We start from the raw sequence: 24,916 nt of genomic DNA on the forward strand, positions 1-24,916 counted from the left end.
ACGGATGCCACGTGGGAGCGGGAGGCGCTGGCCGAGCTGGCCCGGTGGTTCCCGCGTGCGTTCCGCACGGAGGACGACGCCAAGGGCCTGTTGTTCATGGGCCGCGGTTTCACGGAGTGCTTCGCCGTCGCCGAGCACCACCTGCAGCTGGCGGTCGATCTGATTTTCGAAGGGTTCGCACGAGGGAATGAACAGGGTGAGAATCCGGCAGGTCCGGCCGTCGCATTGGACGGACGCGAGCCTGCTGAGGGTGCCGTCGTACATGGCCCGGTTGACGGGGATGTGCCTGTGGGGGCTGGTGGACGACGAGGGCCGGTCGGAGTTGAGACCGGAGTTGATCGCGGGGGCAGCGTTCCCGGGGGATCCGGCGATCACCGCGTCGGAGGTGGAGACGTGGATGCTGATGCTCGACGAGGCCGGGTTCCTGACGATCTACACGGTGGCGGGGGCAACGTGGTTCGCCCTGTCCCGGCCGTTGGTGACGCAACGCCCGACCGTGTCGGAGCATCCCGCGCCGCCTGTTCCGGAGTCTTCCGGAGCCTTCATGGCTATGGGGGGAGCGGGGGAGCGGGCGCGGGAGCGTGTGCAGGCCGAGGGTGCGGAGCGTGCGGGGTTGTGGGCGTCGTGGGCGGCGGAGCAGGAGAGTGTCGCCCCGCCGGAGAGGCCCCTGCTGTTGGACGCTCCTCCGATTGGGTGCCCGGAGCATCCACACAACCGGTTCACCCTCGACTGCGGCGCCTGCGGTACCGCACGAAGACGTCACGACCTGTGGCTCACCGAACAGCGGTACGCGAAACGCGTCGAACAGTGGGAGCGGTCCAATGACACAGAGGCGTGGTGAGGTAACCGGGTTCGACTGGGTCATCGACCGTGACGCGGCCCTGGCGGAGCAGTTCCCGTCGATCGAGCAAGTCCGTGATGAGCGTCCCGGGTGCGCGGCGGACCGGATGAAGCAGGCGCTGGTGCACGTGCAGAACCAGGCCGCCATGCAGCGCGTGGCCCGATCGCGGATCGAGCAAGAGCTCGACGCCGACAAGTTCATCGCAGGGGCACGCCGGCGGCACATGGAGCGCCTGTCGGTGTGGGCGCAGGGAGTGAGAGAGCAGCACATGAACGAAGAGACGAGGGAGACAGCATGACCGTCGAGCCGATGACGGCGGTCGAACGGTTCTGGAGAAACGTCGACCGGAGCGCCGGCGCGAACGGGTGCTGGCCGTGGATAGGCGCTCTGAATGACCGCGGCTACGGGATTGCAAGCGTAGACAGTCGCCGCATCCGTGCTCACCGGTTCGCGTACTTCCTGCTGAACGGTCAGATGCCGGAGGGAGACACGGATCACACATGCCACAACGGCTCCGGTTGCGTGGGCGGGAGCAGGTGCCGGCATCGCGCGTGCTGTAACCCGGCGCACCTCGAGGACGTGACTCGAAAGGTCAACCGGAAACGGGGAAACGCGCAGGACGTGAGGGGGACGCAGGCCGAACGCACGCACTGCCCGCAGGGGCACGAGTACACCGACGCGAACACGTGGCGCGATCGCAACAACTACCGCTTCTGCCGGACCTGCAATCGGGAACGGCATCGCACCAAGAAGGGATCGAAATGAGCGCCACTACGACGCTGATCGGCAACACGACGTCTGACATCGACCTGAGGTTCACGCAGGGCGGGAGGCCCGTGGGGAACGTGACCATCGCGGTATCAGACCGCAAGTACGACAAGGCTCGCAACGAGTGGGTCGACGGGGATGTGTGGTTCGCGCGATGCACGCTGTGGGGCGAGCTCGCCGAGCACGCGGCTGCGTCCATCCGAAAGGGCACCCGGGTTATCGCTCAAGGGCGGATCTCGCAGCGCGACTTCGAGGACCGCGAGGGCGTCAAACGCACCGCGGTGGAAGTCACGCTCGAGGACATCGGGGCGTCCATGCGTTACGCCACGGCGACGGTGACGCGTGCGGCGTCGTCCGGGCGTCAGCAGACCGGTCAGCAGGCCGAGTGGGATTCTCGTCAGCCGGGTGACTCCGAGGCGTGGTCCACCCCGACGTCGGGGGAGGGGAGCTATGGAGACGACACCCCGTTCTGAAGGTGCGTTCCAGAAGTACGAGGAAGCTCGCGGGCGAGCACAGGAGGCCCGTCGTCAGGCTGCGCAGCTGCGTGAGATGTACGGTATCGCGACCTGCGGCCTGGCGATGAAGTATCAGCACCGCCACGCGCACGATGGCGAAAACTACGTCAACTACGGGACGTTCACGGTTCCCACGCACTTCGCGCTGAGAGTGGCAGACAGCTACCTCGTGTGGGCGGAGGAGTACGAGACGGAGGCCGCGCGGATCGAGGAGTCGCTTGCCGCGATGCTGCGAGGTGAGCATGTCTGAGCGCGTATGCATCCGTGGCTGCACGGCGCGGGATGTGCACTGGGCGACATGCGTCAACAACTCGGCATCGGAGCTCGCAGAGCGTGCCCGGGCCGAGGCTGCCGGTGAGGTCTACGCCCCACTGTGCAAGGGCTGTGCTCCTCGTGAGTGTCGTGATGGGTCGCTGATCTGTGACCAGTGCTTCGGCCGGGCGCGGGGTCTGCTGTCGGATGCGCCTGACCTGCTGGGCCGTCTGCGGTCGCTGGGGGATCCGTCGAAGTCGGGCTGGAACTGGGATCGGGGTGAGGTGATCCGCACGACGTCGCCGCATCCGCCGGCTCCGATCGGTGATGACCTGATCGATGCGATTCATGCGGTGGAGGAGGCGGTGCGGTTCTTCGGCCCGGACATCGCCACCTCGTCGAATGATGCGGAGGCGATGGCGTGGTTGGGTCCGCTGGTCCTGGACCGCCACACCCCGGATGAGGACGGGGTTCGTGAGGGGTGGTCTGTTCGTGACGCTGTTGACCGGTGGGGTGTGGAACGAAAAGACACCCACCGCCACGTGTTCCCCGGGCGGCTCCCGAACGCGCCGGAGGGGTCGTACGCCCGGTTCGACGAGGAAGAAGACCCCGTCACAGTCCCGGAGTTGCATGACCCGTTCCTCGACGTGAGGCAGGCCGCCGCCCGTGCGGGTGTGGGTGTGCGGGCGGTGCAGAAGTGGGCGAAGGACGGGCACATCGTCCCGGTCGCGAAGCTCCGTTCCCCGGACGGGAACGTGCACACCTACTTCCGCACCTCCGACATCGACAGCAAGAGAACCACCAAACACGCGGATGGGCGCACGAAGTGAGCAGGAGATTCGTTTGGACGCGCACGCCGGGGTGGTGCGACAGCCAGTTCGCTCACCCCGGACAGATTTGCGTCGGAGACATCGTGCAGATCACGACCTACTTTCCACGTGATGAGCACGTACGCGACTTCGGGGTGCAGCCGTTTGCGCGAACGCGAGCTTGCCAGTGGTGCGTTCTCACGAGCGAGGCGACAGCGGCGAGACGGGGCGCACAAGAGCTGCGCCTACGCGATCGTCACGGTGACGTCTGGACGGTGGGTGAGGACGGCTTACTACACACCCGTGAGACCGCGCCGTTCTCGTTCGAGCACGTGCAGCGAAAGTGGGGACCGTTGCGAGTGGCCCGACAGAGCGAAATGGACCCCGGCGTGTCGGAATAACACCGTTGTAATTCGTTCGCACCCTGCTGATAGGCTTACGCCTAGTCCACGGACCGTAGGAAGCCCCGAATCGCGTTTGCGAGAGGGGCTTTCTGCGTTTCCGGGGATACCTACTCAGGTGATCGCTGAGGCTGCTGCAACAGTCGCGATCAGATTTTCTCGCCCGGTGCCCCGGGTGGGATCTCGTCTTGCACGCCGCACGCTGTCATCTGACGCACGAGCGGCCGGAACCGCTGACCGCCTCTAACCGCGGAGCGGATCGCCTGGCACCACCTTCTGCATGTGGAGCTGTGCCCGTGCGTGTGAGACGCAGACGTGACCGGCGGTACGCCGGGAGAAGCTCCCTCGCGCGATGCGAGGTGAGACCGCGTGACGCGGTCGAGCGAAGGGGGGCAAGCATGCCCAGGGAACGAGTACAGCACGGCAAGTCTTACCCGATTCACGAGCTGTCTGGCGGGGGCGGAGAAGCCGCAGGCGCGTACAGCGACGTAACCCCGTCGCTGGACATCGAGTGGGCACGAGATCCGCAGGGTCGGGTGCAGATCGCGATCGAGTTCAGCCGTGAACGGTGGATGGCCATTGCGAAGGATCTGCAGGACAACTCGGTGGTCGAGGCGCGTGCGATCTACACCGAAAGTCTGGATCGGCGAGAACTGAATCACATGATCAGGACGCTTCGCCGCGCGCGAGACGCGGCATACGGAGCCGACGAGTAGACCGGACGTGAGGGGTGGGGTGCTCGGGTGTGACGACCTCGAGCACCCCACCGCAAATCTCATGGAGGTGTCCCGTGAGCAACGCTGCTCGCAAGGCCCGCAAGCGCGCCGGCATCGCATGGGTGAAGACGGCAAAGCGCCCCACCCGGCCCTATGGCCGTAAGCCCGTCGGGCTCGGCCTCGTATCAGGGGCAGAGATTATGGCGTCCCTGCTCGTGCGCGGCTCGCTGTGAGACTCGCCCTGCTGTGCACGGTGTGTGTGGCGGCGGGTGCGTCTGCTGTGCTGTTCGGTCGGCGGTCGTGGCATGGGTTCCTGTGGTGGCTGTTCTCTCGAGGGGATGCCTGATGCCTCGCTGTGGGGTGTGTGGTGAGCCCGCGTGGGGTGTGTGCTGTGACGTGCTCATGGCGGATCTCGATGAGGACGACCCGACTGTCATCCGAGGGAGCAACTGATGCCCTGGGAGAACAGCCGCCCCACCCACGTACCCACCGCAGTGCGAGCCGCATGCCTCGAGCGTGACGGCTACCGATGCGTCGCTGACCTAAGTGATGGCACGCGATGCGCTGAGACGAACGACCTGCAAGCCGCGCACCTGCACGGCTGGACACCAGGCGAACGCACCACCGTCGCTGATGTCCGCACGCTGTGCCACTGGCACCACAACAGGGAGACACAGCAGGAGGCCGCCACAGCTCGCCGAGCAGCATGGCGACCATCAGCACGCCACCCCCGCGAGAAACACCCAGGACGCCGCTGACAGGCCCGCCAGACCCACCCGGGGACCCCCCGCCCCCGGGTGCTCCGTCGCGGATAGGCGCTGGTGTTTCCAGTGTGTACGGGTCTGGGGATTCTTGATCTGGCAGCGAGAGAGGGGCATTCAGCCTCGTGCCGGGCTCCCGAAACGGGTGCATCGGTGACCCGAAACGGGGTGTGACATGGCTGGACGTGGACCTGCTCCGAAGAACGCGAATCAGCGTGCTCGTCGCAACAAGGACGCTGTCGAGCTGCGCGTGCTCGAGATTCAGCCGACCGTCCAGCCGAAGCTTCCGACGTTCTACGTCGACGCCCTCGGCAAGGACGCGGACGGTAACACCGCGGTCGTCAAGAAGCGGTTTTCGTGGCCGGCGCAGACGAAGTCGTGGTGGGACATGCTCACCCGTCACCCTCTCGCCGTCGAGTTTACGGAGATGGACTGGGCGTACCTCGCAGAGACGGCGCTGATCCACGCGCAGTTCTGGAAGGGCGACGTCAAGCTGGCCGGTGAGCTTCGGCTGCGAGAGGCGAAGTACGGCTTCACCCCCGAGGATCGGGCTCGCCTGCGGATGCAGTTCGCTCTCGCAACCACCGCCGAGGTCGAGTCCGCCGAACGCGTCGAGCGCGCGGTGACCTCGAAGGACCGCATGCGTGGCATCACGCGGAAGGAGACTGCCTGATGCCGTGGGAGCCGCAGTTCGAGGGCGACTTCCCGACCCTCGGGTGGACGATCGCGGATCAGATGGCCACCTACCTCGGCCGCCCGGACGCTGGTGACGACGAGATCTTCGACCCGTTTGTTCTGACGATCGAGCAGCAGGAGTTCCTGAACGAGCTCTACCGTCTCGACCCGTTCACTGGGCGCCGCGTCGTGCACCGCTCGGCGCTGATCCGTCCTCGAGGCTGGGGAAAGTCGCCGTTCGTCGGCGCGATCATGATCGCCGAGGGCATCTTCGACGTCGTGCCCGACGGGTGGGACGCTGACGGTCAGCCGGTGGGCAAGCCCTGGTCGAGAGTCCGCACCCCGTACGTCGCGATCGCCGCGGTGTCGGAGGAGCAGACGAAGAACACCTGGGAGCCGCTGCTCGAGATGCTCCGCCAGGGGCGCGCGGCAGACGAGTTCAATCTCGACCCGATGGATTCCTTCGTCGCACTCGAACGTGGTCGCATCGTGCCGATCACCTCGTCGGCGACGACGATCAAGGGTTTCAAGGCCGTGGCCGCGTCGATGGACCAGACGGAGACGTGGCTGCGCTCGAACGGTGGTATCAAGCTTGCTCAGACCCTCCGCAACAACGCCACCAAGCTCGGCGGCGTGACGATCGAGACGCCCAACGCGTACACCCTCGGTGAGCGCTCGGTGGCGGAGCAGTCGTTCGAGTTCTGGGATGACATTCAGTCCGGCAAGTACAAGAACCTTGAGGACGTGCAGTCGATCTACTTCGACCACCGGCCCGCGCCGGCGGACACCGAGATCGACGACATGGACTCCCTCGTGCACGGCCTGCGCGTCGCGTACGGCGACTCCGCGAAGCACGCCGACGGGTGCCTGCTGCACGACCCGCCGTGCGCGCCGGGATGGTTTGACGTGCACCGCGGCGCCCTGGACTTCTTCGACACCGCGAACGACCCCGCCGTCATGCGCGCCGACTTCCTCAACCAGATCGACGCGGCCCGTGATGCGTACGTGACCGATCCGGAGATGCGCGCCTGTATCGATGCCGGCGCCTCCAAGAAGGTGGGCAAGTCTGAGCCGGTGACACTCGGCTTCGACGGATCTGAGGGACGCAAGGACAAGCACCTCGCCGACTCCACGGTTCTCATCGGCTACTCCGTCACGCAACGGCATTTTTTCGTCATCGGTGTGTGGGAACAGCCCGACGGGCCGTCCGGCGAAGGGTGGAGGCCACCAAAGCTCGAGATCGAGCAGGCCGTGAGCAAGGCGTTCCGCGACTACAACGTCGTCGGGTTCTACGCCGACCCATCCGCCGGGTGGGCAGGCGAGGTAAAGACGTGGGAAGCCGCGCACCACAAGCGCCTCAAGGCGAAGATGAGTGTCGCCGAGCCGATCCGGTGGAAGCAGAAAGACGTCACACGCACCTGCGAGACATTCGACCAGCTGTACTCCGCCATCAGGCAGGTCGAGGTGACCTTCGACGGGCACCCGGCCGTGCTGCGGCACTTCCTCAACGCGCGCCGCGATCCGCGTCGTGCGGGGTACGTGCTGAAGAAGGCCGACGACAACCAGGACTACGGCAAGATCGACGCGACCTACGGGGCGGCGTTCGCATTCGCCGCCGGCAATGACGCGATCGGTAAGGGCGTCACCGCGAGCTCGCGTAGCCGCATGCCGCGACAGCTCAGATAGGGGGTGGCCAGTGGCCAGCACACCGGAAGAGTGGCTGCCAATTCTGGCAAAGCGGATGGACTACCGGGCTCCCAAGATCGCAGAGCTGCGCGCGTACGCCTCCGGGAACGCCCCGATGCCCGAGATGGGTCAGAACACGAAGGCCTCGTGGAAAGCATTCCAGAAGAAGGCCCGCACCAACTACGCGGGCCTGGCGTGCCAGTCGCTCGCCGGTCGTATCGTGCCCACCGGGGTGAGCGTGGGCACGTCCCGCACGAACCCCGCGGTGACCGCGCTGCGACGCGTCTGGCGTGACAACCGACTGTCGGTCGTGTTCGCGGATGCGATCCGCACAATGCTGTCAGTACGAGTGTCGTATCTCATCACGGGTATCCGTGACGGTGAGCCCGTGATCACGACAGAGCCGCCCGAGAAGGTCATCACCGCCCCGGACCCCTCGCAGCCGTGGCGCGCTCGAGCGGCACTGCGCGCGTGGCGCGACAACGACGCCGAGAAGGACTACGCGCAGGTGTGGGTACCTGGCGTGCGCCAGCGCTTCGTCCGCGACGTCAAAACCGACAGTGGCACCATCCGCGGCACCATCGCGGAGGGATGGGTCCTCGACGGAGACCCCGAGCTTTACGACGGGCCGGTCCCGGTGTTCGCGATGGAGAACGAAGACGGTATCGCCGAGTTCGAACCGCACATCGACGTCATCGACCGCATCAACCTGGGCAAGCTGCAGCGCCTCGTCGTGACGGCTTACCAGGCGTTCAAGGCGCGCGCGCTGAAGAATCTCCCCGACACGGACGACGACGGCAACGCCATCGACTGGGGCAAGCGCCTCGACTTCGCACCCGGGGCACTCATCGACCTCCCCGAGGGAATCGATGTGTGGGAGTCGGAAGCGGTCGACATCCGCCCCCTGCTCGAGGGGGAGAAGACAGACGCCCGCGACTTCGCCGCCGTGATGCGCACGCCGATCGACGTGTTCATCCCGGAAGGGCAGAACCAGTCCGCAGCCGGCGCCGCGAACGCGCACAAGGGCGAGATCCAGAAAGCGCGCGATCGTATCAACCGGTCACGCGCGCCGATGGAAGCATCCCTGCTCGCCGCGCTCCGCATCCTCGGGCTGGACGAAGGGGAGACTATCGAGGTCACCTTTGAGTCGCCCGAGCACGTATCCCTCACGGAGAAGGCTGCCGCAGCCCTCGCCGCGAAGGGAGCGGGCAAATCGCAACGGTGGATCGACGAGAAGATCTGGGGCATGTCGCCGGACGAGATCGACCGCGAAGAGACGAACCGTTCTGCTGAGCAGCTGCAGGCGTTCGCGCTGACGGGAGCGATCAACAGTGGCGGAGCTGACGCCTGACATCCTGACCGACGCCTACATGCGTCAGAACGCGTCCATTCGGGCGCGTGTCCTCGCGTACGTGCGTGCGGTGTGGGACGGTTCCCCGTCGCTGCGCGACGAGGACGTGAAGGAGATCATCCGCCTCATCCTGCCGACGGTGCAGGCAGGGCAGCTGCAGGCGGCCACCCTGGCCGCGGCGTTCGTGCAGCGCCTCGCGCTGATGGAGGGGCTCGAAGCGCCCGCCCTTGCCGTGGACCGGGATGCGGTGATCGGGTACCGAGGCGTTCCCGCAGACGAGGTCTACCGTCGCCCGGCTGTCACGGCGTATTCCGCCCTCGCTGCCGGGGAGCCCTACTCAAGAGCGCGGGACATGGGCCGGAACAGGCTCCTGTCGATGGTCGCCACAGACCTGCAGCAGTCACGCAATCGGCAATCGCAGAGCGCGTACGGCGCATCGGGTTTCGAGTACACGATCCGCGTTCTGTCCGGAAGTGAGAACTGTGCCCTCTGCGTGATCGCCGCGACACAGCGATATCACGCGGGCGGGCTGCAACCCATCCACCCCGGATGCGACTGCGGCGAGCGGGGAGTGAACGCGTCAGCGGACCCGGGACAGGTCATCGACCGCGAGATGGTCGAAGACATTCACTCTTCGATCTGGGAGCAGCTCGACAGGTTCGACCGCAGCGGCGTCGATCTCGGGCGGGGGAAGACCGACGCCAAGGGACGCCGCATCAGCGACTTCACCGACCTCATCGTCACCCGCGAGCACGGCGAGCTCGGCCCCACACTCACCTGGCGTCAGGACCGCTTCACCGGGCCCGACGACCTCACCTGACCACCCGCACCCGCGGGTAACCGGCGCCCCGAAACGGGGCTGCCTCCACCACTCCGAAACGGGGATCAACACCATGTCCGACATCCGACCCACCCTCGGCCCGCTGCCGGCCCCGAGCTGGCACCGCCCCTTCCTGCGCTACATCGATGGCGACCAGGGGGCAGGCGACGGCGACAAGAAGCCCGAAACGGGCGGCGACAGCGACCTCGAGAAGGCGCGCGCCGAAGCCGAGAAGTGGAAGGCCCTTTCCCGCAAGAACGAGGAGCAGGCCAAGGCCAACGCCGAGAAGGCCAAGAAGTTCGACGAACTCGAAGAGGCGAACAAGACCGAGCAGGAGAAACTCCTCGCCCGGGCCGAAGCCGCCGAGAAGCGCATCGCCGAACGAGAAGCGATGGACGCCGCGGCCGCAACGGCAGCGGAAGTCGCGAAGGCAAAGGGCGTTCCGGCGTCCGCGCTGCGCGGGTCCACCCGCGAGGAGCTCGAGGCGCACGCCGACGAGCTGCTCGAGCTCATGCCGAAGAAGCCCGCCGCGCCGTCGGCCGACGGACAGGGCGACGGCGAGCAGATCGGCGACGGCGACATGTCGGCCGACGACATCGTCAACGCGGCAACCGCCCGCTGACACCCCCGGAGACGTTCGCCACGAACGCTCACGGGCCATCAACCATCCTGAGGAGGAACCGTGGCAAATATCTTCGTCAAGGGGCAGAAGCTCGCGGCAACCGCGCTCGCTCTGCTCCGCCGCCAGGTGAAGGCCCCCGGCCTGTTCACCTACAAGTTCGGCATCTCCGACTTCAAGGGCGCCGAGGGCGACGTCGTCAACATCAAGCGCCCCGCCGTGCTCGTCGCGCGCGAGAAGCCGTGGCGAGGTGACGACGCGATCGTCGTCGACCGCCTCGCCAACTCGAAGATCCAGGTCAAGCTCAATCGCCACATCTACAGCGCCGTGGCGCTGTCGCCGGAGGAAGAGACCCTGGACGAGGTCGACTACGTCCGCGACGTCCAGGCGCCGCAGGTGCAGGCGATCCTCGACTTCTTCGAGAACATCGTCGTCGGCGCGCTGCGTGTAGCGTCGTTCGTCTTCGGTGTGACGTTCAACCCCGCCTCCGGCAACGCCATCGAGAGCGACGCCCGCAAGGTCGCCGTCCGCGCGCGCAAGCTCGCACAGAAGGGGCACTGGCCGCTCACCGGTCGCTACTGGCTCGTCGGCGCGAACGTGTCCGAGGCCATCGCCACACACGACAAGCTCCTCGAGGTGGACGCCGCCGGGCTCCCGGAGGCACTGCGCGAAGGTGTCGTCGGTCGCCTCGGCGGCTGGACGATCGTCGAGCTGGACGCGCTGGGCGACGACGAGTCGTACTTCGTGCACGAGACCGCGATCGCCATCGCCACCGTCGCACCTGCCGTTCCCAACGGTGTCGCGAAGGGCGGCGGCGTCGCGGCCGGCAACGGGCTCGCAGTCACCCAGCTGTGGGACTACGACAGCGACCACCTCAAGGACCGCTCCATCGTGCACGCCTTCGCCGGCGCCACGGCGGTGCTCGACCCCGAGCAGGACGCCGACACCGGTGCGATCATCCGCGACGAGAACGACGAGGTCGCCCTCAAGTTCCAGCGCGCGATCAAGGTCACCTTCGGTGCGGGCGGCTCCGAGAAGGCCAGCTACACGCTGACCATCACCGGCGCACCCACCGGCGGCACGTTCACGCTCACCGTCGATGGCCAGACCACCGACGCGATCGCATACAACGCCTCCAACGCCGACATCGCCAAGGAGCTCAACGAGCTCACCGGCGTCTCCGGCGCCAAGGTCTCCGGCAACGCCTTCCCCGGCAACGCCAAGACCGTCACCTTCAACGAGCGCATCGGCACCCTCACGACGTCCGGCGCGTTCACCGGCGGCACCTCGCCCGCCATCACCGCGGCGTAACACCCGCACACCGAGGAGGAGGTCAGACATGGCAAGCGAATACCCACCCCTCGCCGACAGTGGCGATGTGGAGAACGCTCTCGGCCGTGCGCTGACCTCCTCCGAGGCAAACCGCGTCGACGACGCACTCATCAAAGCGTCCGAACTGTTCCGCAGCGAAGCGCAGCGGACGTTCACCACCGGACGGCGGAAGAACCGGCTGCGGTCGCACGCGGGAGAGGTTCGCCTCCCGGAAAAGCCCGTGACCGACGTCGTCAGCGTCACCGACGACAACGGATACCCAATCCAATACACCCGCTTCGACTCAGTGCTCACCCTGTCCGACACAGCGACGCAGTTCGTCCGCGTCGACTACATCTTCGGCAGCAACGAGGTTCCCGAGATTGTCCGCACCACCGTCGCCGCCGCGGTTGCCGGAGCCTTCGACATCGACAAGCGCGCCCGCGCAGGAATGACGCAGTTCCAGGAAGCCAAAGGGCCGTTCAGCGAAGGTGGCACGTTCGCCTCGTGGGCGGTCGGAGGTCAGGTGGGACTATCACCCGCCGACATCGCGGTTGCACGCAGCTTTCGCGCACAGCGCCTCGGAGGCACCTACTCGCAGCCGGGGCACACGTGATCGGCGAAACCGTGACCATCATCCGGAGCGAGCCGGACGGCGAAGACTCCATGGGGAACCCCATCAAATCAACGTCAGAGATCGACGTGCCGGACTGCAAGTTCGCCCCCGGCCCCTCGGCAGAAGCGTCAGCAACGTTCGGCGCCCGTACCGACTCCGACGGCACGCTCTACGCCCCAAACGACGCCGTATTCCTCCACTCCGACCTCATCCGGATCCGCGACGAACTCTACGTGGCCGACGGTGAGCCGCAGCAGTGGGATGACGCGGGAGTGGTCCTGAGCGTGAAGCGGGGGTCGTGATGGCCACCTACGGGTACAAGCGACTCCGCCCCATTCGCGAGATCGCCGTCTCGAACGAGCTCGAAGCCGTCGTGATGAAGCTCGCCGGGCCCGTCATAGCTGCAGCACAGGGCGACCCCAATTCGGAGTACGTCGACTCCCTCGAGCTGAAGGCGTATCGCAGTGGCGGTCGGCTCGGTCGCGTCACGGCCAACGTGACAGCCGCGCCCGCACTCGGCGCAGCCGTCGAGGCGAAGCGCGGAACCCTGGGGAGGGCGATCAGCCGTGCAGGCGAATGACATCACCTACCCGCCCACCGTCGGGCCCATCGTCCACGGGATGCGCGAATACCTCGCGCCGGAGTGGTCGGGTGTGAGCGTCACCCCGAAGCGGAGCGGGAAGCCGACCGCGCGGATGGTGACCGTCCGCGACGACGGCGGAACCGGGCGTGACGGGGTGTCTCGCCGCCGGCACGGGTTCAACATCTGGGCCGACACTCCGGTGGACGCGCAGAACCTCGCGATAGCCGTCGCCGACGGATGCCGCAAGGTGTTCCGCGCGCTCGAGGTGTCAGACCCGGTCGATGTGACCGACGACACCGACGAGCGCACCCTAATCGGCGCGAAGCCGCTCACGCACTACTTCTTGTCCGCGGTAATCCCCGTCCGCGCCCTCAACCTCTGAACTGTCCCGCGTTCTCCCGCGCGGGGGTCAACCGGCCGACTGGCCACCAACCCTCTGAAGGAGAACCCCATGGGTAAAAACATCGAAGAGGTCTACGTGGCCCTCGATGGAATCGTGTCGGTCGGCGCATTCGGCACCGCCGAGGCCCCGACGTCCGCAGTCAGCACGCTCGACCCTGACTGGGAAGACGTCGGCTACGTGTCCGAGGACGGCGTCACCGAGACCACGGAGCAGTCGACCACGCCGCTGCGCGCGTGGCAGAACCGCAAGCGTGTCCGCACGATCGTCGAGGAAGGGTCGGTGCGGTACCAGTTCCGCCTCATCCAGACGAACGCGGACACCGTCGCCCTGTACTACGGCGGCACCGTGCAGCCGGACGGCTCGATCATCGTCAACCCGAACCGCGAGCGTCCCACCATCGCGTTCAACCTCGACGTCATCGACGGCGACAACTCGATCCGTGCGTACGCGCCGGAGGCGCAGGTCGTCGAGGTCGGCGACCAGGTGTACTCCAACGGCGAAGCCATCGGCTACGAGGTCACCGTCGAGTGCTCGTACAACGAGACCCTCGGCGGCGCCGTGAAGAAGTGGTACAGCGCCCTCGACGAGGCCTGACCCCCTGACCCCGGGTGGTCGTCGACGGGAGACGACGGCCACCCGGTTTCCCTCCCACCTCTCCCGCACATCGAAAGGCATCTCCCATGAAGAACTACGCAGGCGACCCGTTCCAGTTCCAGATCGGCGACAAGACGTACATGATCCAGGAGGTCGGGTTCGCCGACGTCGAGCGGGCGTCACGCCTGCAGGATCTGCTCAAGGAGGACGTCGAGAAGGGCGTAGAGGGAATCCGCGACCTGATCCACGCGAAGTCGGACAAGCGCACCGCTGACGCGGTGATGAGCCTGCCGCCGCGCAAGGTGATCGAACTCATCCGCGACTGGGTCGGTATCACGCCGGGGGAATCGCAGACCTCCGGCGACGAGTAACCCGGCGTCTGCCGGAGGTCGTCGCCGACTTCCGAACCATCTACCACTGCTCCCTCTACGGCATCCCGCTGCGCGAGGTGTACCTGCTGATGCATCAACTCGGGTCGAACCCCGAGTCGCGGTACACCGCCGCTGAGCAGGGTTGGGAGCGGCCGGTCAGTTACGAATGGCTCATCCTCGCTGACCTGTACGACCTGCAACGAGCCAAGGCATCGAAGCGGCGCTCCCGGCCGTACCCGAGGCCGACCACGAAGCGCACACGTCTCGGCGGTTCCAGCCGCCGCCGCACCCTTGCCGAGGTGCGCGACCTGCTGCGCCGACCCCGGGAGACACCTCCCGAATAACCGGGAGGTGCCGTGGCAGACAAGGCGTTCTACACGGCGTGGGCCGAGATCGCGCCCGACTTCTCCGGCTTCGGCCGCAAGGTCGACAAGGGGTTCAAGGACGCGCTCGAGCCCGCCGGGCGCCGCGGCGGTGAAGATGCAGGCAAGGGCGTCCAGAGCGGGATGCTCGGGGCGATCGGTCGCATCGGTGGCCCGCTGGTTGCGGCGTTCGGTGCGCTGAAGCTCGGTGAGGCCATCGGCTCCACCATCAAGGACGGAATCCTCCAGGCCAACGACCTGGACCAGACCGTCTCCGCCATCCGGACGGTGTTCGGTGACGCGTCGGGAGACGTGGAGAAGTTCGCCAAGGACGCCGTCCAGGGTCTCGGCATCACCCAGCAGCAGGCGCTCGAGGCGTCGCAGATGTTCGGTGTGTTTGGGAAGGCCGCGGGCCTGACCGGGCCGGAGCTGGCCGGCTTCTCGAACGAGCTCGGCGGTCTCGGTGCCGACCTGGCGGCGTTCTACGGCGGCGACGTGCAGACCGCGCTCGACGCGGTCAGCGCCGGCCTCCGTGGTGAGTCGGAACCGCTCCGTCAGTACGGTGTGCTGCTCGATGACGCGACGCTGAAGGCGCGCGCCATGGAGATGGGCATCTTCGACGGCACCGGGTCTCTAACTCAGCAGCAGAGGGTGCTCGCCGCGCAGGCGGAGATCCTCGCGCAGACGACGGATGCGCAGGGTCAGGCGGCCCGCGAGGCGGGGACCTTCGATGGTCAGTTGAAGCGGCTCACCGCGGGGTGGGAGTCGGTGGTCACTGCCATTGGGCAGCTGTTCCTCCCGATCGCGACGCAGGCCGTCGGCTTCTTGAACAACTCCGTCCTGCCTGCCGTGAGCGGTGTCGTCGGGGCGCTGAAGATCCTGTTCCAGGGTGACTACGACGGTGGCCTGTTCGCAGCTCTCGGGCTCGAGGAGGACAACGCCGGCATCGGTGTGCTGTTCGACCTGCGGGACAACTTGATCAAGTCGGTGGCGGAGGCGCTGCCGGCGCTGATCCCGGTCGTGGTGGATGGCATGTCGTCGCTGATCGCGACGATCGTCGGCATCGTGCCGGACATTGTCGCGGCAGTGGTCGCGGCTGTGCCGCTCATTGTCAACGCGCTCGTCACCGCGATCCCGTTGCTGGTGTCCGGTGCCGTGCAGTTGCTGACGGGGTTGCTCACCGCGGTGGGGACACTCATCCCCATGCTGGTGACCGCGGTCATCGGGCTGATCCCGGTGATCATCAACGCGCTGATCACGATGATCCCGCTGCTGATCAACGGCGCCATCACGGTGTTCATGGCGTTGGTCAACGCGATCCCGGTGATCATCCCGCAGCTCATCACCGCGATCGTCGACCTGCTGCCGGTGCTGATCGGGGCGCTCGCGACGCTCATCCCGGCCCTCATCAACGGGGCCGTGAGCCTGTTCATCGCGATCGTGCAGGCCATACCGATCATCATCCCCGCGCTGATCAACGGGATCGTGGACCTGCTGCCGACCCTCATCTCGACGATCATCGGGCTCATCCCGGTGCTCATCGACGCGGCCGTGCAGCTGTTCACGTCGCTCATCGACGCGATCCCGATCATCATTCCGGCGCTGATCGACACGCTCATCGAGGTCGGTCCGAAGCTGGTCGAAGCGATCATCGGAATCGTCCCGCAACTGTTCGACGCGGGCGCGGCGATCATCCAGGGCCTCATCGACGGCATCGGCTCCATGTTCGGAGCGATCGGTGACGCCGTCGGCGGGATCATGGACTACATCGGCGGGTTCTTCCCGCACAGCCCCGCGAAGCGTGGCCCGTTCTCCGGGTCCGGGTGGACGGGGCTGAAGCAGTCCGGTGGGGCGCTGTATGACCAGTTCGTCGCCGGGTTCGACGGCAACGACCCGACCCTCCCCGCGCTTCCCGCGCTGAAGACGGGTGTCACCATCCGCCGGCCGGACGGGCTCGACCCGCTCACCGGTGCCGGGGTGGCAGGGGCGTCGAAGTTCGAGCAGACGAACTACTTCGAGCACATGGACCCCGAGATCGCGATCGAAGCGGCCGGGCAGCGCGCTGCTGCGGTGGCGCGCAGGCAGGGGGCGTGATGGGCGACGGTCTGACCGTGCGGGGCCGAGGGGTCACCCTGAAGGGCACCCTCGGACCCGACGAGTTCGGGTTCCTCATCAAGGAAGACGGATTGCAGGGGTGGGAAAACCTCCCCGCAGGTCGTCGGCAGGCGATCGCGCGCGTGCTGTCGCACGGTGAGCACGACGTGCCGGTGAAACTCCCGGGCCGGGTCATCACCATCGACGGGCACGTGATCGCGAAGTCCGTGTACGACCTGCGACGCATGTCGCATCAGCTGCGCGGGTGGGGAGCGACGGGGGACCGGTTCCCCCTGACCGTCTCCCTGCAGGGGGAGTCACTCACCTCGAACGTGCGCAGCATCCTCCGTCAAGCGACCGACACGGGCGACCGCGGCGGGGACTTCGTCAGTGCCGAATTTCAGGTGCAGTTGTTTGCAGCGGACCCGCGGAAGTACGCCGAACCTGTGGTCTATCAGGCTCCTGGTGGGACGGTCCTCGTGCCTTCGGAGGGGAACTTCCCCACCTACCCGGTGATCGAGATTCCGGGTGCGCCGTCGTCGTACTCCGTGAGCTCGCCCGGCGGGACGTTCACCGTGACCGGTGCGCCCGTTGGTGGGACACATCGCATCGAGCTGGCGAGCGGTCGCGTGTACCGGAACGACGTGTGGCTGGCCGGCTTCGGCCGGGGGCGGCTGTGGGCCATCCCGGATGGCGATCAGTGGCAGGTATCGATGTCCGCGCCGGGTCGGGTGATCATGCGTCCCGCGTTCGTCTGAGAGGGGGTGGCCGATGGATCCGGACTGGTCCATCTGGGTCCACGACCTCAAGACGGGCGCACCGATCGCGCCGCTGACGGTGAAGCTTGGGGCGCAGGGCGACTCCTGGTCCACCGGCACCAGCGGCAACGGCACCAGCACGACCACCATCGTGATGGACGAGGAAGACCCGTGGACGCCCGCGTATACGGCCTCGCTGCTGAAGCCGAACGACCGGATGATCGTGCGCTGGTGGGGTGTGAACGGGGGAGCCGACCCTGGCGATGCGCCCATGTACGCGCACAAGATCGAGGACTGGGCGTACTCCCTCGACGGCGACACCATCACCGTCACTTCCGTCGACCTGCTCGGCGAGACGAAGTGGCGCATGATCGGCGGCGCCGACTCCGACAAGCACCTGACGCTGACGGTGACGAACCGGACCCCGTCGGGTGCGGTCGCTCAGGTGATGGCGCGGATGATGCAGTGGTCCCCGGACTGGCAATACCCGCTCGACCTTCCCGCGGACGCGCCGGGCACCTTCAAAGGTGGGCCCTGGGTGTTCTGGGAGGGACGCTCGATGGGGGAGATCCTCGACGAGATCCGCAAGCGCGCGGGTGTGGAGATCTACCTCCGCCCGTACGCGACGGCCTCCGGGGGAATCCGGTTCCAGGTGCGCGTCGGCTCACCGGTGACCATCGGCGGGGCGAACTTCAACCTCCTCGCCGACGAGTCGCCCCTGTCCGGCATCACGTACCGAGTCGACGGGGCACAGCAGGTCACTGGGCTGCTCGGGCTGGGAAACGGCACCGGCGAGGACCAGGAGACAGCGCATCAGGACGGGACCGTCAAGATCGCCATTCGCGACACCAAGAAGTCGTTTGACGACCTGACGGGTGACGCGCTGCAGGAAGCCGTCGACACGTACTACTACGCCAACGTCGACCCGATCATCCAGTGGGACATCGGCGCATTCACGATCGGCGGTGGGTACGAACCGGAGCACAGTGCGCCAGGCCGCGTGTTCAACGTCGAGCTCTACGGAAACCCCGTCATCCCCGACGGTGTGCACACGCTGCGCGTCATCAACGTGTCTGGTGACAACGGTCCGCAACTGAAGCCGGAGGTGCAGGGTGCCTAACCTGAACGACGCCTTCGGGTGGATCGAGGACATCAAGCGCGAGATCGCGCGGCTGAAGTCCGGGGCGTTCCTCGAGAACTCCTCCATCACGCAGGGCCGCATGCGGTTCATCGGCGGGTTGCTCAAGCTCGACAGCGGTGCAACGCTCGACGGCGAGGGCACCTTCATCTGGCGCGGCGCCGGCTCCATAGCGGGCGACTTCGAAGTGCTCGAGGGTGGCGTCATCAAAGTTGGTGGCGTCCTGATTAGCCCTATCGGCGGCGGACGCATCATGATCGGCGCTGGCCCTAACGGCATCATCCTCGACGCGGCCACAGGCTCGCTCACCAACGGCAACGTGACCATTGAGGGCGGCAAGGCCACCTTCGGCGTCGGCTCCGCTCAGGTCGTCATCGACGGCGCCACCGGCATGATCACGGCCGGCACGGGTGCAGCAAAGGTGACGATCGACGGGGCAACCGGCAAGGTCGTACTCGGCGCGCTCACCCTGGACCCCACCACCGACGGTGGCGCGGCCCTGTTCTCGAACGGCTCAAAGCTGTTCTCGAACCTGCTCGCCATCGGCCTCAAGAATTCCTTCGGCGAGATGACGATCGGCGCCCTGGCCAGCCTGCTCTCGTTCGGCGATAACCACGTCAGCGTGGGCCCAACGGGCATCAGCCTCGCTGGCGTCCGCGCCGTCGACAGCACGGACGGTGTCAAGTGGCTCGGCATCCTCGACAGCGGCGAGATCGTCAAGGTGTCCCCGAGCGTGGGCGGGCCCGGCAGCAGGCTCTCGTGGCCGTTCCCACCGTCAATGGTCACGTCGGAGTACGGGCCGCGCGACTCGCCCGGAGAAGGCGCATCCACCTTCCACGAGGGGATCGACTTCGGAGCGGCGGAGGGGACACCGATCCCGTCCGCAGGTTCCGGCGTCGTCGAATTCGCAGGCGAGAGCGGCGGCTTCGGAAACTGCGTCGTCATAAACCACGGTGGCGGACTGAAGACGCGTTATGCGCACATGCAGACGCTTCCAGCGGTGACTGTCGGTCAGACGGTGACTCGAGGTCAGGCCCTCGGGCCCGTCGGTAACACCGGAGTATCGTTCGGCGCCCACCTGCACTTCGAGGTGGAGGTCGACGGCGTGAAGGTCAACCCGCGCACCAAGCTTCCTGCGTCCTAGCGAATGGGGCAGTAGAAGTCGGCGGACATCTGCACAAGATCGGTGTTCGCGCCGGCGGGGATGTCTCCCGTCAGGGCGACGATCGAGCGCTCGTCGGCGCCAGCTGCGATCTGATCGCAGGTGTAGTCGGCGGCGGACTTGATCTGGTCAGCGTTTACGACGACGTCGTAGTCCGCGACCGTGAGCTGGATCCCTACCAGGACGTCGGTCGGGTCTTTCGCTGGCGGAGTTGTCGCGGTCACCTCGACCGGAGCAGCCGGAGCAGCCGCGGTAGGCGTCGGCGTGGCGGCCTGCGGCGTCGGCGCCGTCGTCCCGGCGGGCACGTCGCTGACGACGGCAGCCTCTGGGGTCTGTGCCGTGCACCCGGTGAGCAGCAGCACGGCAGCAGCGACGGCGATGAGACCACGTTTCATGACGCTCACCCTACCCATCCGCTTGCCCGCGGCATATGCCCGCGACTGAAGGAAGGACGTGGGCCATGCCCCGTTACCAGAACGGCCGGGCGCCGCTGGGCGACCTTGTAAAGTTCGGCGAGCAGCACTACCTCCCCGTCGGCACTGCCGCGCGGTGGCGTGAGCTGCAGCGCCTGGCGCAGGAAAAGTACGGCGTGTGGCTAGCCATCACTTCCGGGTGGAACGGCTACCGGCCCTACGACATCCAGGTCCAGTACCGCAAAGAGCTCGGCATCTGGGCCGCCGTGCCCGGGTACTCCTCGCACGGCCTCGTATACCAGGGCCGCGACTGTGCCGCGATCGACGTCAACAACTGGGGAGCTCTCGCCCCGGGAAACAGCTCGCTCGCCTGGTCTCGATTCGTCGTGCTCTGCCGGCTCGTCGGCTTCACCGTCGACTTCGTCTCACCGCAGGAGCTGTGGCACATCGGCGACTTCGACCCGTTCATCGTGCCCGCGTTCGCGAGCATCACCATCAACCCGGGCACGACTGCACGACCGCCCATCGCAGAGGAGGACGACATGCTCATCATCACCGCCACCAGCAGCAGCAAGGACGGGGTGATCCTCGAGGGACGCACCTACGTCGACAGCCTCACGGCACCCATCGCACTCCTGTCGGCCGCCGAGGTGGACGCCTACCGGTGGCACTCGAAGAACTCCGGTATCCCCTTCCGGGAGACGAAGTGGCCCGGCGACGATCTCCGCGGAGTCGTAGCAGTGCGTGGCCTTCGGCCGTTCGATCAGAACACGGGCCGCGCCGACTACACCGCCCAGATTCGCTACTGATGGTGGAGCGATACCCGGTGCCGGAGCGGAAGCGCCGGATGCTCGAGGCCACGATCCGGATCATCGACATCGTCGCCTACTTCATCATCTTCGTCGGCGGCTGCTACGCACTGTTCTTCACCCCCGACAGCGTGCAGCGCGAACTCGCCGGCGCCGAATGGCTCGTACCGCTGTGGGCAGGGTTCCTTCTCGTCGGGGGCGGGCTCGGCATGGTGGGCCGCATCACTCGCATCTGGATCCTCGAGCCTCCGGCGGACGTCGCCGCGATCGCGGGGGCTGCGATCTACTTCGTCGTGCTGGGCAACACGCTCTTCCAATCGGTCACAGCCGGCGTCGCGACGACCCTCGTGTTCTACGCGATCATCCAGATGTTCCGCCGGTACATCGAGCTGCAGATATTCGGCACGGACCCAAACGTGCACAGCTTCACCGACCGGATCGCCGAGTCGCTACGGAGGCGAACGGCAAACGTCGCTCCGCGAGAGGAGTAGGCGTGCAGGACGTCAACATCGTCGCCATCCTCGTGGCCTGCCTCGGTGCGGGCGGTCTGGGCGCGTTCGCCCGCGAGATCGCCGACATCGCATCGAAGGTGCGACGCGGTGTCTCGACGCGCGAGTCAAACCGCAAGAACGACATCATCGGCCAGCGCGACGCGGCACTCGCCCGCGAGCAGGCGGAGCAGAAGCGAGCCGACGATGAGCGGCGTCGCCGTATCGCCTGGCAGGAGTATGCGGGCCTGCTGGCCTTCCGGCTCCGTGTCGCGGGCATCGCGCCTGACGAGCTCCCGGACGGGCTCGAAGACACCGTCAACCCGAACACCTGACCCCGGCACCGTGCTGAGGTCTTCGTCTCGAAAGGACACCCCATGAGCACGAACGAAGACATCACCACCCGACCCGGCTTCATCGCCAAGGCGCGCAAGGCGCTCGTCGCTCTGGTCGGCGCCACCGCTGCCTCGCTCGGCCCCGCGATCGTCATCGCCGGCGCCGACGGCGCGATCGAACCCGCAGGCGAGATCCTGCCCATCTGCATCATCGCCATCACCCTCGGGCTCGGCGCCGCTCTCGCGGTATACGCCACCCCGAACGCCAAGTGATGCGAGGCGTGGCGGCGGTCGGCCTCGTGCTGGTCGCCGTCTACGTCGCGCTCACCATCCCCTTCTCGCCCCGCACCTAGGGAGAACGCATGGCTCTGCTCACCGGGAACCTGGCTGACTTCCAGGGCGCACTCGACCGCTCCACGAACCCGCGCATCGTGCTAACCCCGAACGGGGCTGCCGTCAGCGCAAACCGGGTTCTCTACGCGAAGCCGATCATCATCGACACGTTCGGTGACGACAACGGCTGGACCAAGGACGTCCTGCCGACGACAGATCTCATCGGCATCGAGGGTGATGACGCCTGGTACGACGTTCGCATCGAGCGGCAGGTATCGGGCGCCGACTGGGTGCCGTGGGATGACACGACGTGGCGTCTGAAGGTGCCCCCGGAGGGCGGCAAGTTCTCGGGGCTCGTCATCGCCAAGACGCACCCGGCGCAGATCTACGTCGGCCCCGCGGTGACGCCGGAGTCCAGTCAGCCCGCGCAGGAGCTCGACCCGAACCGGTGGACCGGGTGGCTGAAGACCAACACGTACGCCGGGGAATTCAACTACTACGAATGGAACGGCATGCGATGGCTTCCGAAGGCGCGCCTCGAGTTCGCCACTGACGCGTCGATGGCGGCGGAGCTCTCTCGGGACGACTCGGCAGCTTCCATCGCCGTCGATGAGCGTGTCCGCCCCGTCGCGATCGAGGTGGTCGCCGAGGCGCCCACGGTCGTGGCGGCGGCCGCGACCCGTGTCGACGCTGAGCTCGCCGCGCGCGATCTCGTGCAGGGCGGCGACCCCCGCATCCTGCCCACCGACAAGCTCATCTACCAGGGACCTCTGCCGTCGAGCACGGGATACCTGTGGGGCATCGTCGTCGTGCGCGGCGGTCGCAAGTATGTCGCCGCCGGTGTGAAGCTCAACGGCGACCTCGTCGGACGCACCACCGGATCCAGCAGCAGCGGCAGCTCGGGCTTGGCGCTCAACGTCGTGCCTGACTGCATCCAGGAGTGGTGGGTCGGTCCCGTCACGCAGCGATTCCTCGGGTGGACCGCCACCGCCGGTCTCGGCAGCGGCGGCCAGGTGCTGGCGATCGACTTCAACGACCGCAGCGCACCCACCGTCATGCAGGTCGGCACGGCCACGGTCGACGACCACAACGTCCCCGCCCGGTACACGATCCCCGGCCGCGGTTCGATCCTGCAGTGGACCCACCATGGCGCCGATTCCCTGCTGCGCTTCGTCGTCGCACCCGGGACCGGGCGTGCGGACACGTTCGTGAACCGTCCCGTGCAGACCATCGCCGCAGGCGGGGCCGTGTCGTACGGCTGGCTGCTGCACATCGCCACGGCGCAGACGTCGACGACGGACACGTTCTGGGACTTCGTCCGCACGGGCCTGACGTGGTCGATCGTCGAGGTCGTCGTCAACTGGTCTACCGGGACGATCACCCGACCGAACCCGCCGAAGCCGATCGTGACCTTCACGGAGCAGCCCTACCTCACGATCGCACCCGCGGTGTACGTGGACGGAGTGCTCCGCAAGGTGCGCATCGCCGCGGGCTACAACCCCGCCGCGAGCCGCGACGACGTGTTCCTGTTCGAGCTCGACCTCTCCACGGGCGACATGAACGACAAGCGCAACCCCTCGGTGGTGTGGAACGTCAACTCGGGCACTGCGCTGCAGGCCAGCGCGCTGACCGCCGTCCTGCCGGACAAGAACCCCGGCACGCGCCGTCTGCTCGGAGTCAGCGGCATCGGCGGCGGCGAGGCATGGAAGATCCTCACCGTCGAGTACGCCGGCGCCGTCGGCGCGGACGGGGTGTACCGCGAGCACACGTTCAACGTGACCACGATGGCGGTCACTACCCGTGACCTCGGCACCACGGGCAAGCACCTCGAGCGCTACCCCGCCGGGGCGGCGTTCGCGGAGGACGGCAGTGTGTGGACCATTCGGGAGTCGAACAACACGTACACCCTCGCGAACGAGGGGGTCGCAGTTCGACGCTCCACGAACCCGATGTTCCGCGCCATGGCTGTACCGCCCGGCGGCCCGATCGATGTGCTCGTCGCAGAGGTCGCCGGGAACTACACGGACTACCTGAACTGGTCCGGCGTCAACCTCATCGGTGTGAAGAAGGTGGCTCTCGCATGACCGGAACCGCAACCTACGTGCCCGCTCACGCGTCCACGGACATCACAGGGATGGACGAGCTGCTCGTCGATGTCGACCCGCTCACGAACAACGGCACGCTGCTGTTCGTCGAGCCGGGTTCCTGGCGGACGGATCCCACCGGGGCGGCGTCTGGGACGATCCCTAATCAGTCGGCGTGGGCGCAGGACATCGTCGGCACCGCCGGCAACGACCTGACCCTGGCCAAGAGCAGCCCGTTCTCCGGCGTGGTGGAGCTCACCTCGAAGAAGGCGTTGCACGTCGCTCAGCGGCGCAGCGCGTCCGTGGCGGGCAACGAGACGTACACGCTCGGTAACCAGGCGATCCGCGACTTCATCGTGGCGAACCCGACGCATCGGTACCTATTCGCTGTGTCGATGGCTGTGACGCGTCCGGCGTCGTCGTCGTGGGTGCCTCTGGCGTCGCACCGCATCATGGGTCTCGTCGATGGCACTGACGATCGCATGGACATCCGTGTAAACACTGCGCTCGACACCATTTCGGGGTACCCGACGAACGATCCGCCTCGCAAGATCGTGCAGACCCTGCTCACGGCGACCGGTATCGGCGTCGCGGCTGCGGCGTTCCAACACTCGGCCGCGTTCGCGGCATCCGCCTCAAGCACGCTGCTGTCGTTCCACAACGGTGGCCAGGGTGGGCCCGGCATGTCGTTCAAAGTGTTCTTCGCCCTCGTCGAGGACCTGACCCTTTCCGGCAAGTTGGCGAGCGACCGGATCGCGCAGATCAACGCCCGCCACCAGGCGCAGATCGCCTCCGGCGGCCTGTACTTCGGTGATCAAGTGATCACCGACCCGACGACCCTGACCTGA

Annotated in this window: 29 protein-coding genes; 28 read left to right on the forward strand and 1 reads right to left on the reverse strand. The window is 66.9% G+C overall.

Going from position 1 to position 24,916, the window contains the following annotated elements:
• Window positions 1-250: 250 nt before the first annotated feature.
• The 22 genes from FS769_RS13000 (at window position 251) to FS769_RS13100 (ending at window position 19,588) form a co-directional block, all read left to right on the forward strand.
• Window positions 251-841 (forward strand): hypothetical protein, encoded by a 591-nt coding sequence (locus tag FS769_RS13000; protein ID WP_144834079.1) that lies wholly within the window; start codon window positions 251-253, stop codon window positions 839-841.
• Window positions 842-947: 106 nt separating this feature from the next.
• Window positions 948-1,139: a hypothetical protein gene (locus tag FS769_RS13005; RefSeq protein WP_144834081.1), complete on the forward strand. Its 192-nt coding sequence runs from the start codon at window positions 948-950 to the stop codon at window positions 1,137-1,139.
• Window positions 1,140-1,527: 388 nt separating this feature from the next.
• Entirely contained in the window at window positions 1,528-2,082 is a 555-nt protein-coding gene (gene ssb, locus FS769_RS13010) for a single-stranded DNA-binding protein (protein WP_260979761.1), read from the forward strand.
• On the forward strand, window positions 2,060-2,374 hold the full coding sequence (locus tag FS769_RS13015; RefSeq protein ID WP_144834083.1) for a hypothetical protein: 315 nt from the start codon (window positions 2,060-2,062) through the stop codon (window positions 2,372-2,374). The genes ssb and FS769_RS13015 overlap by 23 nt, the downstream gene beginning before the upstream one ends.
• The gene (locus tag FS769_RS13020) at window positions 2,367-3,206 is read left to right on the forward strand and encodes a helix-turn-helix domain-containing protein (protein WP_144834085.1); all 840 of its coding nucleotides are present in this window, start codon (window positions 2,367-2,369) and stop codon (window positions 3,204-3,206) included. The genes FS769_RS13015 and FS769_RS13020 overlap by 8 nt, the downstream gene beginning before the upstream one ends.
• Before the next feature lie 778 nt (window positions 3,207-3,984).
• Entirely contained in the window at window positions 3,985-4,302 is a 318-nt protein-coding gene (locus tag FS769_RS13025; RefSeq protein WP_144834087.1) for a hypothetical protein, read from the forward strand.
• A 936-nt stretch (window positions 4,303-5,238) separates the two neighbouring features.
• Window positions 5,239-5,736 carry a hypothetical protein gene (locus FS769_RS13030; RefSeq protein WP_186325546.1) on the forward strand — a complete coding sequence of 166 codons (498 nt, stop codon included), beginning with the start codon at window positions 5,239-5,241 and terminating at the stop codon, window positions 5,734-5,736.
• Window positions 5,736-7,424 (forward strand): terminase, encoded by a 1,689-nt coding sequence (locus FS769_RS16875; RefSeq protein WP_186325547.1) that lies wholly within the window; start codon window positions 5,736-5,738, stop codon window positions 7,422-7,424. Before FS769_RS13030 ends, FS769_RS16875 begins: the two co-directional genes overlap by 1 nt.
• 10 nt (window positions 7,425-7,434) lie before the next feature.
• Entirely contained in the window at window positions 7,435-8,775 is a 1,341-nt protein-coding gene (locus FS769_RS13035; protein ID WP_186325548.1) for a phage portal protein, read from the forward strand.
• Entirely contained in the window at window positions 8,756-9,595 is an 840-nt protein-coding gene (locus tag FS769_RS13040) for a hypothetical protein (RefSeq protein ID WP_144834091.1), read from the forward strand. The genes FS769_RS13035 and FS769_RS13040 overlap by 20 nt, the downstream gene beginning before the upstream one ends.
• Window positions 9,596-9,668: 73 nt before the next feature.
• A complete protein-coding gene (locus tag FS769_RS13045; RefSeq protein WP_144834093.1) occupies window positions 9,669-10,217 on the forward strand; it encodes a hypothetical protein in 549 nt (182 codons plus the stop codon).
• 60 nt (window positions 10,218-10,277) lie between these two features.
• Window positions 10,278-11,525 (forward strand): hypothetical protein, encoded by a 1,248-nt coding sequence (locus FS769_RS13050; RefSeq protein ID WP_144834095.1) that lies wholly within the window; start codon window positions 10,278-10,280, stop codon window positions 11,523-11,525.
• A 28-nt stretch (window positions 11,526-11,553) separates the two neighbouring features.
• Complete coding sequence (locus FS769_RS13055) at window positions 11,554-12,141, forward strand: hypothetical protein (RefSeq protein ID WP_144834097.1); 588 nt, start codon at window positions 11,554-11,556, stop codon at window positions 12,139-12,141.
• A complete protein-coding gene (locus tag FS769_RS13060; RefSeq protein ID WP_144834099.1) occupies window positions 12,138-12,443 on the forward strand; it encodes a hypothetical protein in 306 nt (101 codons plus the stop codon). Before FS769_RS13055 ends, FS769_RS13060 begins: the two co-directional genes overlap by 4 nt.
• Window positions 12,443-12,721, forward strand: a complete 279-nt coding sequence (locus FS769_RS13065; protein WP_144834100.1) for a hypothetical protein — start codon at window positions 12,443-12,445, stop codon at window positions 12,719-12,721. Before FS769_RS13060 ends, FS769_RS13065 begins: the two co-directional genes overlap by 1 nt.
• On the forward strand, window positions 12,708-13,106 hold the full coding sequence (locus FS769_RS13070; RefSeq protein ID WP_144834102.1) for a hypothetical protein: 399 nt from the start codon (window positions 12,708-12,710) through the stop codon (window positions 13,104-13,106). The genes FS769_RS13065 and FS769_RS13070 overlap by 14 nt, the downstream gene beginning before the upstream one ends.
• Window positions 13,107-13,175: 69 nt before the next feature.
• Window positions 13,176-13,721 (forward strand): hypothetical protein, encoded by a 546-nt coding sequence (locus tag FS769_RS13075; protein ID WP_144834104.1) that lies wholly within the window; start codon window positions 13,176-13,178, stop codon window positions 13,719-13,721.
• An 86-nt stretch (window positions 13,722-13,807) separates the two neighbouring features.
• Window positions 13,808-14,092 (forward strand): hypothetical protein, encoded by a 285-nt coding sequence (locus FS769_RS13080; protein ID WP_144834106.1) that lies wholly within the window; start codon window positions 13,808-13,810, stop codon window positions 14,090-14,092.
• A 356-nt stretch (window positions 14,093-14,448) separates the two neighbouring features.
• Window positions 14,449-16,548, forward strand: coding sequence for a hypothetical protein (locus tag FS769_RS13085; RefSeq protein ID WP_144834108.1), 2,100 nt, complete (start codon window positions 14,449-14,451; stop codon window positions 16,546-16,548).
• A complete protein-coding gene (locus FS769_RS13090; RefSeq protein ID WP_144834109.1) occupies window positions 16,548-17,306 on the forward strand; it encodes a hypothetical protein in 759 nt (252 codons plus the stop codon). The genes FS769_RS13085 and FS769_RS13090 overlap by 1 nt, the downstream gene beginning before the upstream one ends.
• Before the next feature lie 13 nt (window positions 17,307-17,319).
• The gene (locus FS769_RS13095; protein ID WP_144834111.1) at window positions 17,320-18,426 is read left to right on the forward strand and encodes a hypothetical protein; all 1,107 of its coding nucleotides are present in this window, start codon (window positions 17,320-17,322) and stop codon (window positions 18,424-18,426) included.
• Window positions 18,419-19,588 carry a M23 family metallopeptidase gene (locus FS769_RS13100; protein WP_144834113.1) on the forward strand — a complete coding sequence of 390 codons (1,170 nt, stop codon included), beginning with the start codon at window positions 18,419-18,421 and terminating at the stop codon, window positions 19,586-19,588. Before FS769_RS13095 ends, FS769_RS13100 begins: the two co-directional genes overlap by 8 nt.
• Here FS769_RS13100 and FS769_RS13105 read toward each other — a convergent pair.
• The gene (locus FS769_RS13105; protein WP_144834115.1) at window positions 19,585-20,001 is read right to left on the reverse strand and encodes a hypothetical protein; all 417 of its coding nucleotides are present in this window, start codon (window positions 19,999-20,001) and stop codon (window positions 19,585-19,587) included. The two genes, FS769_RS13100 and FS769_RS13105, sit on opposite strands and share 4 nt — an antisense overlap.
• A 65-nt stretch (window positions 20,002-20,066) precedes the next feature.
• On the opposite strand from FS769_RS13105, the gene FS769_RS13110 reads away from it, so the two are divergent.
• From FS769_RS13110 to FS769_RS13135, 6 genes are all read left to right on the forward strand, one after another.
• Window positions 20,067-20,828: a M15 family metallopeptidase gene (locus tag FS769_RS13110; protein WP_144834117.1), complete on the forward strand. Its 762-nt coding sequence runs from the start codon at window positions 20,067-20,069 to the stop codon at window positions 20,826-20,828.
• Window positions 20,828-21,319: a hypothetical protein gene (locus FS769_RS13115; RefSeq protein WP_144834119.1), complete on the forward strand. Its 492-nt coding sequence runs from the start codon at window positions 20,828-20,830 to the stop codon at window positions 21,317-21,319. The genes FS769_RS13110 and FS769_RS13115 overlap by 1 nt, the downstream gene beginning before the upstream one ends.
• Before the next feature lie 2 nt (window positions 21,320-21,321).
• On the forward strand, window positions 21,322-21,651 hold the full coding sequence (locus FS769_RS13120) for a hypothetical protein (protein ID WP_144834121.1): 330 nt from the start codon (window positions 21,322-21,324) through the stop codon (window positions 21,649-21,651).
• A 42-nt stretch (window positions 21,652-21,693) separates the two neighbouring features.
• Window positions 21,694-21,924 carry a hypothetical protein gene (locus tag FS769_RS13125; RefSeq protein WP_144834123.1) on the forward strand — a complete coding sequence of 77 codons (231 nt, stop codon included), beginning with the start codon at window positions 21,694-21,696 and terminating at the stop codon, window positions 21,922-21,924.
• Window positions 21,925-22,013: 89 nt separating this feature from the next.
• Entirely contained in the window at window positions 22,014-24,068 is a 2,055-nt protein-coding gene (locus FS769_RS13130; RefSeq protein ID WP_144834124.1) for a hypothetical protein, read from the forward strand.
• On the forward strand, window positions 24,065-24,916 hold the full coding sequence (locus FS769_RS13135) for a hypothetical protein (RefSeq protein WP_144834125.1): 852 nt from the start codon (window positions 24,065-24,067) through the stop codon (window positions 24,914-24,916). The genes FS769_RS13130 and FS769_RS13135 overlap by 4 nt, the downstream gene beginning before the upstream one ends.

It is taken from the genome of Microbacterium sp. BH-3-3-3 (assembly GCF_007679045.1).
Taxonomy (GTDB): domain Bacteria; phylum Actinomycetota; class Actinomycetes; order Actinomycetales; family Microbacteriaceae; genus Microbacterium; species Microbacterium algihabitans.